General features: G+C 27.5%; 12 protein-coding genes. 8 read left to right on the top strand and 4 right to left on the bottom strand.

Annotation, left to right across the window (positions count from 1 at the left end; all coding sequences use genetic code 11):
• Positions 1-48 precede the first annotated feature (48 nt).
• A complete protein-coding gene (locus LQ677_RS02290; protein ID WP_191836712.1) occupies positions 49-1,116 on the top strand; it encodes an acyltransferase family protein in 1,068 nt (355 codons plus the stop codon).
• Positions 1,117-1,158: 42 nt separating this feature from the next.
• Here LQ677_RS02290 and tagH read toward each other — a convergent pair whose 3' ends face one another.
• Entirely contained in the window at positions 1,159-1,953 is a 795-nt protein-coding gene (tagH, locus tag LQ677_RS02285; RefSeq protein WP_037588932.1) for a teichoic acids export ABC transporter ATP-binding subunit TagH, read from the bottom strand.
• Positions 1,954-2,160: 207 nt separating this feature from the next.
• On the opposite strand from tagH, the gene LQ677_RS02280 reads away from it, so the two are divergent.
• The 4 genes from LQ677_RS02280 to LQ677_RS02265 all read left to right on the top strand — a co-directional run bounded on the left by LQ677_RS02280 (position 2,161) and on the right by LQ677_RS02265 (position 7,362).
• Positions 2,161-2,964 (top strand): ABC transporter permease, encoded by an 804-nt coding sequence (locus tag LQ677_RS02280; RefSeq protein ID WP_037588933.1) that lies wholly within the window; start codon positions 2,161-2,163, stop codon positions 2,962-2,964.
• A gap of 116 nt (positions 2,965-3,080) precedes the next feature.
• Positions 3,081-4,136, top strand: coding sequence for a CDP-glycerol glycerophosphotransferase family protein (locus tag LQ677_RS02275; protein ID WP_037588934.1), 1,056 nt, complete (start codon positions 3,081-3,083; stop codon positions 4,134-4,136).
• A 4-nt stretch (positions 4,137-4,140) separates the two neighbouring features.
• Positions 4,141-5,193, top strand: a complete 1,053-nt coding sequence (locus LQ677_RS02270; RefSeq protein WP_191836711.1) for a glycosyltransferase family 2 protein — start codon at positions 4,141-4,143, stop codon at positions 5,191-5,193.
• A 183-nt stretch (positions 5,194-5,376) separates the two neighbouring features.
• On the top strand, positions 5,377-7,362 hold the full coding sequence (locus LQ677_RS02265; RefSeq protein WP_191836710.1) for an acyltransferase family protein: 1,986 nt from the start codon (positions 5,377-5,379) through the stop codon (positions 7,360-7,362).
• Positions 7,363-7,389: 27 nt separating this feature from the next.
• Here the strand turns inward: LQ677_RS02265 and LQ677_RS02260 are convergent, their stop codons facing one another.
• Together LQ677_RS02260 and tagD are read right to left on the bottom strand one after the other, a co-directional pair.
• Positions 7,390-8,508 (bottom strand): serine hydrolase domain-containing protein, encoded by a 1,119-nt coding sequence (locus tag LQ677_RS02260; RefSeq protein WP_191836709.1) that lies wholly within the window; start codon positions 8,506-8,508, stop codon positions 7,390-7,392.
• An 87-nt stretch (positions 8,509-8,595) separates the two neighbouring features.
• A complete protein-coding gene (gene tagD / locus LQ677_RS02255; RefSeq protein ID WP_037588940.1) occupies positions 8,596-8,988 on the bottom strand; it encodes a glycerol-3-phosphate cytidylyltransferase in 393 nt (130 codons plus the stop codon).
• Positions 8,989-9,222: 234 nt separating this feature from the next.
• Between tagD and LQ677_RS02250 the strand changes: the two genes are divergently transcribed.
• Together LQ677_RS02250 and LQ677_RS02245 are read left to right on the top strand one after the other, a co-directional pair.
• A complete protein-coding gene (locus tag LQ677_RS02250) occupies positions 9,223-10,707 on the top strand; it encodes a CDP-glycerol glycerophosphotransferase family protein (RefSeq protein ID WP_051575416.1) in 1,485 nt (494 codons plus the stop codon).
• A 2-nt stretch (positions 10,708-10,709) separates the two neighbouring features.
• Positions 10,710-13,907 (top strand): CDP-glycerol glycerophosphotransferase family protein, encoded by a 3,198-nt coding sequence (locus LQ677_RS02245; RefSeq protein ID WP_191836746.1) that lies wholly within the window; start codon positions 10,710-10,712, stop codon positions 13,905-13,907.
• Positions 13,908-13,956: 49 nt separating this feature from the next.
• On the opposite strand, the gene LQ677_RS02240 is transcribed toward LQ677_RS02245, so the two are convergent.
• A complete protein-coding gene (locus LQ677_RS02240; protein WP_191836745.1) occupies positions 13,957-15,384 on the bottom strand; it encodes a glycosyltransferase family 2 protein in 1,428 nt (475 codons plus the stop codon).
• Between the two features lie 135 nt (positions 15,385-15,519).
• Between LQ677_RS02240 and LQ677_RS02235 the strand changes: the two genes are divergently transcribed.
• Positions 15,520-17,193 carry a CDP-glycerol glycerophosphotransferase family protein gene (locus LQ677_RS02235; protein WP_239748062.1) on the top strand — a complete coding sequence of 558 codons (1,674 nt, stop codon included), beginning with the start codon at positions 15,520-15,522 and terminating at the stop codon, positions 17,191-17,193.
• Positions 17,194-17,207 lie beyond the last annotated feature (14 nt).

Here is a 17,207-nt window from a genome sequence, read left to right as displayed (position 1 = left end):
AATCATGTAATCTTCATAAGTGACAAAAAATTATGAGTTGGAGTACTTATGAATAGAAAACATGAAATTACATATGCCAGGGCAATATTTTGCTTAATTATAGTAGCAGTGCATATATTATCAAATTATTTGAGAGACGTAGAATTACAAGATCATAATCGCATGATTGTATTAACATTCCAAATATTAATTTTGTTTGCAACGCCGTGTTTTATTATTTTGTCAGAATCACTGATTTCAATGGTTTATAAAGATAAATTACCGAAAAACTTTCTAGTCAAACGCTTTAAATATATTATGATTCCTTACTTTTCAATTGGAACATTTTATGTGTATACAAAGTATAAAGTAGATGCAAATGAAGAAACATTCTGGCAGTTGTTTAAAGAAAATTTATTAATTGGGAATTGGTATGGTTGGTTTGTCATTGTCATATTCCAATTTTATATTCTACATTTAATGTTCCATAAAGCATTAAGTAAAGCTAATCCAGTTGTTATGCTGGTCATCAGCTTTACGATCAGTCTCGCACATTCATATTTAATGTACGATAATGATACGTATACGAATTGGTGGAATGAATTTTACCCGTTATTCCATAGAACGAATATTCTTTATTGGTTATTCTATTTTGTATTTGGGTTTTACTTAGGTAGATACTACAATGAAGTTCTATCGTTTATGGAGAAGAAGTTTATGTGGTTAGTAGGAAGTTTAAGTGCCATGACACTTTTAGTTATTTATTCAATTTATCAAAATGATGTAACAGTCGTTCAATCTAACCGTTATGATATTTTAATATATTCAGCATTAGCGTTTATAGTTATCTTAGTTATTTCTAAAAAGTTGTCTAACTTTAATATAAGCTTTTTATATTTTATAGGTGAAATATCATTCTTTATTTACTTAACACATAAAATTATGGTCTATTACATGGCAAAATATACATTTCATTTTATAGATCAATTCTTTATGTATAATATTGCAACGTATATCTTTGCTTTATCTTTAAGTGTAGGCTTAGCAGTTGTTGTGTCATTTATACCATTTTCTAGATTTATAATTGGTAGAAATTCTATTAACGCAATGATAAAAGGGAATTATAGAGTAGAGTAAAAAAGCACGTCACCTTCATTGATAAAGGTGACGTGCTTTCTGTTATTTGAAATAAAAACGTGTAGCATCTAATTCGTCTTTAAAAGCTTTTTTATCTTTTGCTGACTTTTTATTGAACTCTTTTAAGAATGCTTGGTATTTTGGAAGTACATCTTCAGTAGAGCCAAATTCTTTTAATTTGCCGCCTTCAATCCAAGCTATTTTTGTACAAAAATCTTTAACTTGACCTATATTATGACTAACAAAGAAAATAGTCTTGCCAGCTTCTTTAAATTGATTCATTTTGTCTAAACTTTTTTTAGTAAATGTTTGGTCACCTACAGATAATGCTTCATCAATTACAAGAATATCTGGATCGACAGTTACATTGATTGCGAAACCTAATTTAGATTTCATACCGCTTGAATATTTCTTGACAGGTTGATATATAAATTCACCTAATTCAGAGAATTCGATAATTTGAGGTGTAAGTTCTTTAATTTGTTTTTTAGAGAAACCAAGTAATAACATCTTGTATTCGATATTATCTATACCGTTTAGTTGCGTGTTTAAACCAGAGTTAATTGCAATAACGTTAACATCACCGTGGCGTTCAATTATACCGTCTGTTGGTTGTAATGAGCCGCCGATAATATTACTTAATGTTGATTTTCCTGATCCGTTAATACCCACTAAACCGATAATATCGCCTTCGTAAGCAGTAAATGATATATCATTAAGCGCTAAAAATCTTTGTGATTGATGCTTTGGTAAAAAAACATCTTTTAATCTCTCTTTGTTATTACGGAAAATTTTATATTCTTTTGTTAAATTATTAATGATAACTGATTCTTTCATATGTACTTCATTCCTTATAATTATTAACATTTCTATTATGCATTATTTTATGAGTTTAGTAAATTTATTGTAAATTCTGTTAGAATCATGTAAATTATATATGTTCTATAATTATGAGATTAACCTAAAGTTTAATATATCATCTATGCTCATTTGATGCTATATTAAAGATTAAGTTATAAATGTCTTAGCGAGAGAGTGATATTCATGCATGCTGTTTTTACAGTAATAAAAGAGCACGTCAAAAACTTTTATTTGATTCAAAGATTAGCACAATTCCAATTAAAAATTTCGAATCATGATAATTATTTAGGATTAGCGTGGGAACTTATTAATCCTATACTACAAATATTTGTATATTGGTTTGCATTTGGTTTTGGTATAAGGCAGAATGACCCAGTACATGGTGTACCGTTTATCTTATATTTATTAGTTGGTATTAGTATGTGGTTCTTTGTAAACCAAGGTATACTTGAAGGGACTAAATCAATAGGTACTAAGTTTAATCAAGTAGCAAAAATGAATTTCCCTTTATCTGCAATACCCGCATATATTTTAACAAGTAGATTTTATGGTCATATTATTTTAGTTTTAATTATTATTTTATTATGTATGCCTGCCGGTATTATACCTTCGATTTATATTTTACAATTATTCATATACTTACCTTTAGTGTATTTATTTGCATTTTCTGTTTCGTTATTAACATCGACTTTAGGTGTCATTATTCGAGATACACAAATGGCAATGCAAGCTATTTTGAGAATGCTATTTTACATGTCACCAATTCTTTGGGTACCTGATAAAGGTTCAGTGATTGAAATGATTATGAAATTAAATCCAGTATTCTTCTTTGCAGAAGGGTACAGAGCAGCAATATTATATAATAATTGGTACTTCATAGAACATTGGCAATTATTACTTTATAATTTATGTGTAACAGTGTTATTCTTTGTAGTAGGTGCAATATTACATGTTAGATTTAGACAAAGATTTGCTGACTTTATTTAAAATGATTAATAAATGATAAGGCTGAGACGTTAATGATTGTCTCAGCCTTTATCTCAATATATAGCTGCTTTTGGTCAATTTTTACTTTAGTAAATTTTATATAAGGAAGTGTCATTGTGGTAAGAAGCATAATTAAACAAGTCTACCTTTCTATTATTTTTATATTTAATAAATTATTTAAAAGTAATGTGAAACGTAAAAATGTCGTGGTGTTTATGACATTTAAAGAAGATGTGTTACCTGTTATTGAAGCATTAAAGAAAGAAGAATACTATATTACGGTAATTGCGCATCCGAAGTGGATTGATTTTTTGAATGATATAGATGTAGATAAAGTGGTAAACTTAAGTAATAAATATGTCTTACAACAGATTAAAGCAATTAAAAGCAGTAAAATAATAATTATCGATACATATTATTTATTATTAGGCAGTATCAGCAAAACGCCAGAACAAAAAGTTATACAAACTTGGCATGCTGCTGGTGCTTTGAAGAAATTTGGTTTAGAAGATAAAAGTATTAATCTTGAGGATAAACAACAGATAAAAAATTACTTATCTGTTTATCATTTTACAGATTATTATCTAGTCAGTTCAGATATTATGAAAGATGTCTTTATTAAAAGTTTAGATGCCGAGCCCGATCAAATATTACCATTTGGCTTACCAAGGTTAGACCAATATAAAGATAAACATGAGTATCCTATTAAATCCAAAAAAATAGCTTTATATGTTCCTACTTATAGAGATTATACAAATGAAATTCATATGATAGATAAACAGAAATTTGAAAAAATGTGCCCTGAATACGAACTCGTGACTAAATTACATCCAAGCATTACTTCACATGATTCAGATTCGAGAGATATACAAGATCTAGTTGAAATGGCAGAAATCATCATTACAGATTACAGTTCATTAAGTATTGAAGCCGCACTTTTAAATAAAACGATTATTTTCTATAGTTATGATGAATCAAAGTATGATGAAATGAGAGGACTTAATCAATACTATTATGAAATGACGAAAGAGAACAAAGCTTATGATTTAGAAACACTTTATAAACTTGTGAATCTAAATAGAATTAATAATGAAATTAAACCTATGTGGCATCAATATACAAACTTCGATGCAACTGGGAAGTTAGTTGATTTTATAAACAAAGGAGCTTAACGATATGGAAGTAAGTGTCATCATCCCTATTTATAATGCAGAAAAAACAATAGAGCAAACCATTAAATCAATTAAAAGTCATTATGAGCATGAAATTATTTGTATTAATGATGGATCTAAAGATAATAGTGCAGATGTAATTAGCAAAATTAATAATCCTAATATTGTACTTGTGAATCGAGAAAATAAAGGTGCTGCGGCAACAAGAAATGAAGGTATTAGTATCGCAAAAGGTAAATATATTATGTTTTGTGATGCAGATGATAAATTAGGTGAAGGTATTATCGACAAGATGGTTGAAGCGATAAAAAGGAATGATACAGATATCGTGGTTGGTAAGGTTTCTCATTTAATTGGTGATCAGATTAGGCCGATTCAAACATACAATGATTTAAAAGCTGTAGATCATACAACATTAAACTTAACACCAGAAGTTACCCAATCAATAGGACCGTATGGTAAACTGTACAAACATGACGTATTAGAAAATATTAGATTCGATGAAGATATTACTTTTTGTGAAGAGCATACCTTTAATTTAAAAGCTTGGTCAAAGAGTCGTATTACAATATTAGATGATTCAGCGTACTTGTATAATATAGGTATTGAAGACTCAATAGTAGCGACAAGTTACAAAAATATTGAAAAATATTTAAATGATGCCATTGAAGTTAGAAAAAGAACTTTGGACATTTTAAGTAATTTAAAAGAAAAAGTGAGTAACTATTATAGTTATAGAATGGATTATCTCATTATTTACTTTTTAATTCGAAATAATTTTATGAAAGTAGATAACTTAAATCATGTTATAGATCCAGCAATTAACTATTTAAAAGTCGTTCAACCACTTCAAACGAATAGTGTGAAAGATTTAAAAGAACTCGTATTGACAATTGCTGCGACTTACAATTTTGAAAGATTTAAAGAAGTGGCAAGTAATTTAGATATGCAAATTGATAAAAAAACTTATCGTTCTTATAAACTCAAACTATTTAAACTTAAGACAAAAATGAATTTAAGAAATATAAGAAATAAAAGCAAGAAAATATCTCATTAAATTATAAAAAATACTAACTGCCTTAAATGGTTGTTAGTATTTTTTATTTATTTTCATATATTAATTTCTAGTATCGAATCAATATTTCTATTTATTAATTAAATATACATAAACTTTACAATAGTTAATTGTTTGATATAATTTACAATTGCATATCAAATTAAATTAAAATGGAGTTAAAATATGGATAAAAATATAATTGATATTGAAAGAAAGTTTAGGCCAGAAATTGAAGGCCTAAGGATTGTTGCAGCTTTATTAGTCGCTATATACCATATTTGGTTTGGTAAAGTATCTGGTGGGGTAGATGTTTTCTTTGTTGTATCAGGATTTCTGATTACAACATCAATCATATCTACAATCAATAAAACAGGGGAATTTAAGTTTTGGCCATACATATCTAAAATAATGAAGCGTTTATTTCCGCTTGCATTTATTATTATATTAGTGATTCTCATATTAAGTATATTTTTCTTACCATCAACCATTTTTGATAAAACAATGAAAGAAGTCATTTCATCAATGTTCTATTATCAAAATTGGCAGTTGGCAATTAGTAATACAGATTATTTAGATGCACACCAAATGAAAAGTCCACTTGAACATTATTGGGCAATGTCCATTCAAGGACAATTCTATATCATTTGGTTCTTATTATTTACATTTATATTATTCATAATAAAAAAATATAAATTAGTAAATGGAAAGAGAATAGTAAATTACTTACTCGGTTTTATATTTATTGTATCCTTTGCATACTCAGTATATTTAACAGCAGTTAATCAACCTTTAGCATACTTTATTACATTTACGAGAGTCTGGGAATTTGCGTTAGGTGGTTTACTTTGTATTAACTTAAGCAAAATTAAAATCAATAATTTAACAGCAGAAATTATTGGATGGATTGGTCTTATTGGTTTAATTTTAACGGGGGCTTTATTTGATGTATCAACAATGTTTCCAGGTTATATTGCTTTATGGCCTATGACTTGTGCATTATTGATTATTTTATCAGGTAATAAAGATACTAAATACGGTGTTAAGAACTTCTTATCTATGCCGATTATGATTAAACTAGGTGGAGTATCATTCGGGATATACTTATGGCACTGGGTATTGCTATCATTCTACAAATACAATATTTCAGAAACACCTGGTATTATTTCAGGGATACTTATCATTGTATTATCAATTGCTCTGTCATTTATTACGACTAAATATATTGAAACTCCTATAAGAAGTGCAAATTTAAATAAAGTCGCATTTAAGAGAATAGGTATTATTGCATTAGCTAATATCATATTAATCGCTGGTTTAGTCTCTCATAATGCATATGTGAAAATATCTGACGATAAAACACTAGCATCGAAAGATTATCCAGGAGCACTAGCCGCAACATCAAAACAAAAAATTAAAGAAAATGATCCTAAGCCTGAATTTGCCAATGTATTTGATGATTTACCACAATCACACTTAGATGATTCAAATCAAGGATTAAAAAAATCAGATTTAAAGATTGGTATTTATGGTAAGAAAAAAGACTACAAAGCAACAATTGCTTTAGTAGGTAGTTCACATTCTGAACATTGGTTAGGAGCAGTTATTGAAGCGGCAAAAGAGCATGATTACAGAGTGATTAATATCACAAGATCTGGAACAAGATTCTCTACAGGTTATGATGATAATTCATTAAAAGGCCAATGGGTTAAAAATGTCGAAAACTATTTAAAGAAATCTGATGATATTGATCTAGTGTTATCACATGTTACAGCAGCTGACTCAAATAGCGATAAGATTCAACAACAAATGGTAGATGAATTATTAAAAGTTAAGAATGATTATAATATAAAAGTAATGGCAATAAGAGATATTCCTAGATATGATTTTAATGTTTCAGAAGAACTAGAAAAATCTGGTGAAAAAGAGACAATTAAACTTATGAATAAAGGAAATAACCAACAAGATACTTCATATTGGAAAAAACTATCAGAAACAAGCAAAGAATTACCAAAATTCGATCCATCAGAATACTTTAAAGTGAATGGCAATTATAGACCGATTATAGGTAATATTGTTGTGTATCGTGATATGGACCATATGACAAACACTTATTCAAAATCTTTCGGACCTATTTTAGGTAAAGAAATTAAATCTATCGTAAAAAAATAGAGAGCGGACAATGTCCACTCTCTATTTTTATAATTTTTGTTTGAGTATATCTTTAAAGATGTGCTTTAAAATTTTTTCAGTGTCACCATGATAATGGTCATTCAATTTATTGCTAGCAATAGAAACAATAAATTCGTTGTTAGAATATGTTACAAAATCATTTTGATAAAATATGCCTCTGTATCTTTGGTGATTAGGGTAACTATAAAATCCATATCTATAAGGGCTAGGATATAAATTTGTAGAGGCTTGTGATAGTAAATTATCAGTTGATGATTTAGAAAGTAATTTATTTGATTTAAATTGACTTACTAGTTTAGCCATATCATCTGTTGAAATATAGATATTACCAGCACCATCGTATTTATCCAAAGTGGATGGATAGAAATATATGGATTGATTATTTTTAAATTTATAGCCTTTTACCATAAACTCTTGTTGAGTAATTGCGTCATAACGAGCAGTATATTTTAAATGAGCTTTATTAATGATAAGTTCATTTAAGTTTTGTGCGTATGATTTTTTTGTAGCATTTTCTATGACTTTAGCAATTGTGATGTAGTTTGCATCATTATAAAAATAATTATGATAATTTTGGGGTACAACACCATTTAATTTAATACTTTCTATTGCACCATTTAAGCCCATTGCACTAGTTGGGAATTTTGCTTTAGCTAAGCCACTTCTATGCAACATTAAATCTTTAATGGTAATAGGATATACATTTTGAAAGTTTGGTATGTATTTATTAACATTGTCATTAATATTGATTTTCCCTTGATCTTCTAACGATTTCAACATTAAACCTGTTATAAATTTGTTAGCTGACCCTAGTAGGTACATTGATTTGCGATCATTATTTATATTGTTTTCAATATCCCTGAAACCATATGCTTTACTCATTAATGGTTGATTATGTTTATAAATGGTTATATTACCATTAAAAGATTTTGATTTTAAATACTTATCAATTTTTCTTTCCTCTGAAAAATTCATTTTAGATGTTTGCTTATTTTCTTTATGTTTTTTATAAATATGGGTTTGTGATTGCTCTTTTTTATATTGGCGAGCTTGGTAGACATCTCTTAATAAGATGATAAGGCATATAGCGATGATGCATAATATAAGTTTATTTAATTTCTTCATGTTCTTCTCCTGATGTTTTTACATTATATTACCATGAATGCTATTTTTTTACATTTGATATTGTAAAAAAGAACACATTGATGTGTTCTAGTCATTACCGTATAATTCTTTTTTGATTTGAGTTGTTGAAATACCTTCTGTTCTCTTAAGATAAATCACTTCACAATGGTCTTTTAAGAAGTCGAATTCGCCTTCCCAATCATGTCCCATTAAGAATGTATCAACATTAAATTTTTCTACATCTTCTGTTTTTTGTTCCCAATTATTCTCTGGAATAACTAAGTCAACATATCTAATAGACTCTAGCATCATTTTTCTTTGTTCATAATTGTAATATGATTTTTTATTTTTCAACTTATTGAATTCGTCTGTTGATAAAGCAACAATTAGATAATCTCCATGCTGTTTAGCTCTTCTTAAAAGCTCAATATGACCGTAATGTAGTAAATCATATGTTCCATAAGTAATTACTCTACGCATTATTTCACCCCATTATTTGATATCTTTAATATTAATATATATATGTATTATTGTAAATAGTTTGCAAAGTTTGTAAATTTATTTTGAAGGTATTTTAATAGGAGAAGTATATATTGAAATAAATAAATTTATTATACAAGTCGCTAAATAGTCATCAGTTTAAATTTATAAATATGTAGTGTATTATAATAGAATATGTTAATTTAATGTAAATTATGAATTAGAGGAGTATCTATGGAAGAAAAACTATTTTTAATGACTGAAAATTCATTTAAAAGTACGATAGAATATTTTAATAATAAAGAAGATGTCAATTCTACAGATAAAGAGAAATTACTTTATTATTTCAACAAAGTTTTCAATCCTCTATTTCCTTATAAATTTGACTTTATACTAAAAAATAGAAATGGTTTGTCAATTTTGTTAAGAAAGATTAACTACAGCACTCCTAAAAAAAGTGTTTTTAAATATTTAGAAGGTAAAGCTATGAAACGAGGAGATTATAAATATAGTTATATGCTATCACAGTTTCGTAAATCTTTATCCATTTTACGCTCTAAAAACTATGTCTTAGATTTTAATCCAAGTAAGGTAGACAAGACTATTGTTTATGAATCATTTAATGGTAGAGCATTTTCGGACTCTCCAAAGATGCTTTATTTTTACTTAAAAGACGCACTACCTAATTATAAACATATTGTAGTAACGGATAATAATGATTTAGATGAAAATCTTAGATTATTAAATATAGAAACAGTTAAAAAAAATACTAAACAATATTTCAAAGTATATCATAAAGCCAAGGTATGGATTGCTAATACGAGATTATCACCCCAACTTGAGAAAAAAGAAAATCAACTTTTTATTCAAACATGGCACGGTACGCCCTTAAAGAAATTGGCTAATGATCAAACGGTTATTTCTATTCCCGAAATTACGCTTGAAGAGTATCTTTATGGCTTTAATAAAGAAACAAGTAGGTGGGATTTCCTAATATCTCCTAGTGAAACTGCTACTAAACGATTTAAATCTGCTTTTAATCTGAAAGAAGAACAGATTTTAACTTTAGGATATCCAAGAAATGATGATTTAGTTCAGTTAAATAATGAAGATTATATTAATCAACTCAAACAAAAATATGATATTCCTTCTCATAAAAAAGTCATATTGTATGCACCGACATGGAGAGATAATGATCGTACAGATATAGGTAATTACAATTTTAAATTGAAGATTGATTTAGATTCGTTTAGTAAAGAACTATCCGATGAATATGTATTGCTCATAAGAGCACATTATTTAGTATCAGAACATTTGAATTTAGAAAGTTATTCAAATGTGTATGACTTATCTAATGCTAATGATATCAACGAATTATTCTTAATGAGTGATGTATTAATCACAGATTATTCGTCTGTTTATTTCGATTATGCGAATCTAAGTAGACCAATCTTATTTTTTGCATATGATAAAGATGAATATGCTAACGATATTAGAGGATTTTATTTACCGTATGAATCAGATTTACCAGGACCAGTATTTGAAACAAGTGAAGCATTAATTGAGTATATTAAATCAATGCAATATGTAGATATTCCACATTCTGATAATTATAGAAAATTCAATAATAAATATAATCAACTTGATGATGGAGGAGCAACTGAAAGAGTAAGTGAAAAGATTATCGGCACTCTAGATAAAGAAAAGGAGTTTCAATAAATATGAAAATATTAAATATTTATCAAGAACGCGATTTACTAGTCTTTGAGTTTGATCAAACATTGGATAATATTAAAAATGTTTATATAAAAAATGAATTTGATGAAATAATCATTCCACAAACCAATATCAAAAATCAATTTAAAATTAATTTGAATGACGTTTTAGAAAAATTTTCACAGTATGATAGAGAAACAATCTTTATTTTACTAGAAAGATCTGATGGTATTACACAATCCATTCAAAAAATAAACATAAAAAAATATGAATATAATATACAAAACTTTGAAACAGTTATTCATGATGAAGCGACTATTACCCCGTATATTACTAAAAACGGAATTATACAATTCACATTAAAACCAGAATTACCAGTGTCTACTTATTTTGCAAGAAGACATATAGATAAAATTATCATAAATAATAAACAAGCATTTTTAAAAGGGAAGTTCTCAATTCAAAATTCAACACTTGAATATGCTCATATAAGAATCACTTCAAGGTTAAGTGAGCATGTTATTGAGATACCATTAGATCCAGTTGTATTTAATGTGTATAAGTCACTAAATTCTACAAGTTATGATTTTGAAATTGATATTTTTAATGAACTTAAGCAGTATTTAGAAAATGACTTTGATTCTGAAGATATTATTGATATCTACTTAAATATTAAAGTAAATGAATTTAAAAATGTAATAGATGTAAAATTGGGTAACCCAAGAATTATGGTAGAAAGATTTGCTAAAGGTGAAGTATCAATTGATCTTGGGCAAACTGTAAAAACGGCTATACCATATTTCACGATAAAAGGTAGAAACCTATCATTTAGAATTAATGAATATGCAAAAGAAGATTATGAAGCATACAAAAAATTAATGCACGACTATCCAACATTAATCAAAAACAATTTGAACAAAAATAAAGTTTGGGTGATTGGTGAAAAATCATATAAAGCCCAAGATAATGGCTATCATTTCTTTAAATATATGAGAACTGAGCATCCAAATGAAGAAGTATATTATGTTATTGATAAAAATTCTGAAGAACGAAAAAACGTAGAACCATATGGAAATGTCATTGATTTTAAATCAAAAAAACATTTCGAAGTTATGATTAAAGCAGATATTATTTGCAGTACGCATCATACAGAATTATTGTTCCCAAGTCATGAAGCAAGTTATGTGAAAAAAATTAGAGCTAAACGCGTCTTCTTACAACATGGTGTATTAGGTGCTAAAAACTTAACACAGATAAATGGTAAACAACTGAAAGACTTTAATGTTGATATGTTTATCACAAGCTCTAATCGAGAAAAACAAATCGTTAATAGAGATTTATTATTTGATTCATATCAAGCAAAAGTTACAGGTCTCTCAAGATTTGATGAATTATTTAAGGAAAACGTAGAAGTTAAAAATCAAATTTTAATTATACCTACATGGCGTGATTGGATAACAAATATTAATAGTCTTTTAGAATCTGATTATCTACAAAATTATAATAGCTTATTGAATAGACCAGAATGGAAAACAATTGCTCAAACAAAAAATGTAGATATCATATTCTGTTTACATCCTAATATGCAGGCATTTGTTGAATATTTTGATATACCTGATTACATTAAAGTCATTAGACAAGGTGAAGTAGATGTTCAATTACTTATTAAAGAAAGTAAATTGATGATTACAGACTATTCAAGTGTTGCGTTTGACTTTAGTTTCTTAGAAAAACCAGTTATTTACTATCAATTTGATAGAGATAGATTTATCGGTAAATTACCATCGCATTTAGATCTTGATAAAGAACTACCTGGTAAAATTGTTGATAATGTTGAAGCAGTTTTAGAAGCGGCTAACCATTATGTTAATAACGGCTTCAAGAATGAACAACAAATTATCAATAAAGCTAATAACTTTGTAGCATATAAAGATACAAACAATTCACAGCGTATATATGAAGAGGCTAAATCATTTAAACGTAGAAATATCATAAAGGATACTTTAAAATATGATATTCTTTCACAACATGTGTTTAAACGATTTAGAAGACATAAAAAATACTTTGATATTATGTCCTATATGAATAAATTCCTTGTAAGATTTGGGAAAATAGATGAAAAACTAATTGTGATAGAAAGTAATTTAGGTAAACAAGTAACGGATAGTCCTAAAATGATTTACGATCAAATTAAAGCGCTCGATAAAGGTTATAAGATCGTATGGGTATCCAATAAAATATATCCATTTGATGATGAAAATGTTATAACAGTGAAACGTTTAAGCCCAAGTTATTATAAATATTTATCATTAGCTAAATACTGGATTAATAATCAGAACTTCCCTCATTATATTGAGAAGAAGAAAAATACAACATATATTCAAACATGGCATGGTACGCCACTGAAGAAAATGTTAAATGATGTCGATGATTTTAAAGGTAGAGATGCAGGGTATATAGACAGAATTAATCGTTCAGTGTCACGATGGGACTATTTAGTTTCACCAAGTCCATATGCATCGAGTTGCTTTAAATCTGCATTTAACTTTAATAAAGAAATATTAGAAGTAGGTTATCCACGTAATGATATCTTCTATGAAAATGAAAGTGATATTGAAGAAAAACAACATATTATCAAACGTAAACTTTCAATTCCTAAAGATAAAAAAGTGATATTATATGCACCAACATTTAGAGATGACGAAGTATCATCTGCGAAAAAACATTTAATTAATTTAAAATTAGATCTACATCAAATGAAAGAAAAACTTGGAGACGAGTACGTACTACTATTAAGACCGCATATCATTATTAGTAATAATATTATTATCGACAAATCATTAGAAGGCTTTATTTATAATGTTGCGAGTTATGAAGATATTAGTGACTTATATTTAATTAGTGATATCTGTATTACAGACTACTCATCTGTAATGTTTGATTATGCTAATACACGAAAACCATTACTCTTCTTCACATATGATTTAGAACATTATAAAGATAATTTAAGAGGATTCTATATGAACTTCGAAGACGAAGCACCAGGTCCATTGTTGAAAGACAATGAGAGCTTAATAGATGCTATTCTAAATATAGAAACGGTTAATGAATCATATAAAGATAAATATGATAAATTCTATGATAAATTCTGTTCATTTGAAAAAGGAACAGCAGCGAAACAAATTGTCGATAAATTATTTTAAATAAAAAAAGCAGAACTGACGATGTATTTTCTGGCAGTTCTGCTTTTTATTATTTATTCGTTAATTTTAACGAAAGGTTTCCATTTATAGTAGGGTAGAAAACACCTTTTTTATCCGTTAAACTGATTTTCTTATCATACCCAAATTTAATATTTAAATGCTTAAATCCATCATATACAATGATACAGTTATATATTGATTCTGGTTTATTATTGATTTCAGTTTTAGGTATAGAGATGGTTAAGAGCTTATCTTGGACTTCTATATTCTTAATAACGATATCATCTTTGTAATCTTTTCGAGACATAAGAGACAAGTTACGTATTTCTTCAATATCTATACCATCTATTTCAATTTGTATTTTGATGGATTTGTCTACTTCAGCTATGTTTAATAACGTTGCCTGTTGAAATGGTATTGTGAATCTTTCATTAGCATCAGTTAACATTGTTTGTTTATGTTGCTTTTGAATTATTTTAGGTTGTTTTTTAAGCCACGTAAAGAAACTGATAAATGACTCAAAATCATTATTTTGAATAAACGTAATTGCGTCTGTATATTCTTGACTGATTGTTTGAATGATATCTGACTTTATATATGATTGGTTGAAAAGCTCATTCAGTTGTTTAAAATACCGAACTTGTTGTTGTTTATCACTATTTAGGAATACATGACTATTACAACTTTTCAATAAATCATACTCTAAATATCGATTTAACAATCGAATGTTTTTAGTGTTTGATTCTTGTTTTAGTAAATGTTGAATAATTTCTAAATCTGAATCACGTTTTTCATAGAAATCTATACCCGTTGTAAGAGATTCATTAGATGTTGTTCTGTCAATAATTGAACAATTATCTGTAACCGTAGAAACATCTTTAATATAAGGACTCAAGTTAGTGAAAAACATTTTATCTTCCCCGAAATGTAAGTTTTCCGGGAACTTTATATTGTGTTTTTTAATATGACTTAGTTTAATAAATTTTGATGGTGGACCAAAGTGATTATATATATATGGGATGTCATTGATGTTATAATTATAACGATTATCGTTACTCATAAATCTAGCATGTACAGTTAAAGAATGGTCATTTTGACGTAACGTTCTACCAACAATCATGTCTGATTTAAGAAGTTTATCGTCATTAGCAATTCTTGCTAATATATCTGTTGCTAAATAATCATCTGCATCTAGAAAATAAATATATTGACCGGTTGCTTTTGCAATACCAATGTTACGAGGTTTTGAAGGACCACCTGAATTTTCGTCTAATATGATAAATTTGATGTTTTTAGCTTCATAGTTTTTAATTAAGGTTTGAGTATTATCCGTAGAATGATCATCTACTATGATGATTTCGTAATTTCTTGCATCTAGAGATTGGTTTAATATTGAATCAATCGCACGTTCTACTTTAGCTTCATTATTATACGTTGTGACAATAATTGAAAAAAGCTTTTTACTTTTGAATAACATAAATTAACTCCATTCATTTAAAAAATCAAATTGTATAAACAATGTGGCAAATTTGTCTCACATTGTTTGTATAATGTAATATGAATAAATAAAGAAGTCAATTTATTGTATAACTTAAAATATATGGGGTGTAAAATGATTAAAATTATAAATATTCATGACGAGCATAATTTAGAAAATTATATAATTACAGAATGTCATGAAGAAAATCATATTATTTTAATAGATAAAAATACGCGAGTTAGGGAAGATGTATTGAACAATTTAGAATTGGATAACCAATCTTATATTGTTGATTATACTAACAATGGTTATTATACAAACGATAGTAGATATATGGGAAAGGCATTTATTACAGTTGCTGATTGGTTTAATAATATAACGCTTCAACCAAATATCATTTTTAAGAAAGATGAGCTATTATGGCTAATTTCTAATTATCAGTGGGAAACGATATTTGATATTACATTAAATGCAATTTTCCACTTAGATGAAATTAAAATTGATGCTCACGTTATTTTTGATTATGTTCAACAAAGTAAACTAAGTGCAAGCTGTTTATCAGCATTTAAAAATGAAAGTCTAAGTCATGAAGAGAAATTTTATTTAAATAAAACAGCACTTTTAAATGGCATTTCACCATTGTTTAAAGCGAGAGAAACACAAATTCCTTCAATCGCCAGAGCGATTGATAAAGTGATAGCAAAATCACAATTTCAATTACCGAAGATTGCTTATCAAAAATTAAGTCATACGGCACAACAAAAACAAATGAAAGCAATTAACATATATGACAAAGATGAGACGAAAATTAAGCCACATATTGTATTTTTAGGTTTCGATTATGGTTACAGAGGTAATTCAAAATATTTATTTGAATATTTAATAAAGCAACATCCTAAATATACGGTTTACTTTATTACGGACGAAGAAAAAGGTGATCACTTTGTTTCTCCTTCTCATTCTGATACGAAACAAATTATAGAGGAAGCTAACGTAGTGATACTTGAAAGTTACTTGCCAGATCAACTTAAACCTAATGGTACAATCATTCAGTTATGGCATGGTACACCTTTAAAACGACTATTCTTAGATAGCAAAGAACCTAAACAAAATATTGATATTTATAATTATCGAGCACGTAAATATAATAAATTAATTAAACAAGATTATTTTATAACGGATGTAGAATCTATAAACGATGTATTTAAATCCGCATTTCCAATGGAAAAAACTGAACTTGTTGCATGTGGCTATCCTAGAAACCAATATTTATTAGAGAAGCACTCAATTTCTAATGAAATAAATCAAATCAAACAACAGTTAAATTTAAATACTGAAAAAGAAACAATTCTGTATACGCCGACATGGAGAGATAATCAAGAAGAAGAGTTTTTATTAGAATTTACAGATGAGATGAAAGCGAAATATAACATCATTTATAAATATCACGAAGAAGATCATGCTAATAAACAGTATAATTATATCGATACAAGACAGTTTGAAACACAACAATTACTACTTGTTTCAGACATTGTAATTAGTGATTACTCTTCAATTGTATTTGATGCATTAACAATTGATAAAAAAGTGTATTTATATACACCGGATTTTAATAATTACGATTATAACCGTGGTTTATATAAAGAAGTTTATGAAACTATCAATGATAATCAATATTTTGAAAAGTCATTATTGTTTAATGCAATTATGAATAATGATTATCATACGATTAGTGATCAATTTATCAACAAAAATAATCAGTCATACGAAACTATCACGCAATTGATAGAACAAGCTATGGACTGAAAAGGAGGATTTAT

Origin of the sequence: Mammaliicoccus sp. Q-M61 (genome assembly GCF_022386055.1) — a bacterium.
GTDB lineage: Bacteria > Bacillota > Bacilli > Staphylococcales > Staphylococcaceae > Mammaliicoccus > Mammaliicoccus sciuri_A.
Note: the sequence above shows the minus strand (reverse complement) of the source record. Positions and strands in the feature narration are given on the sequence as shown.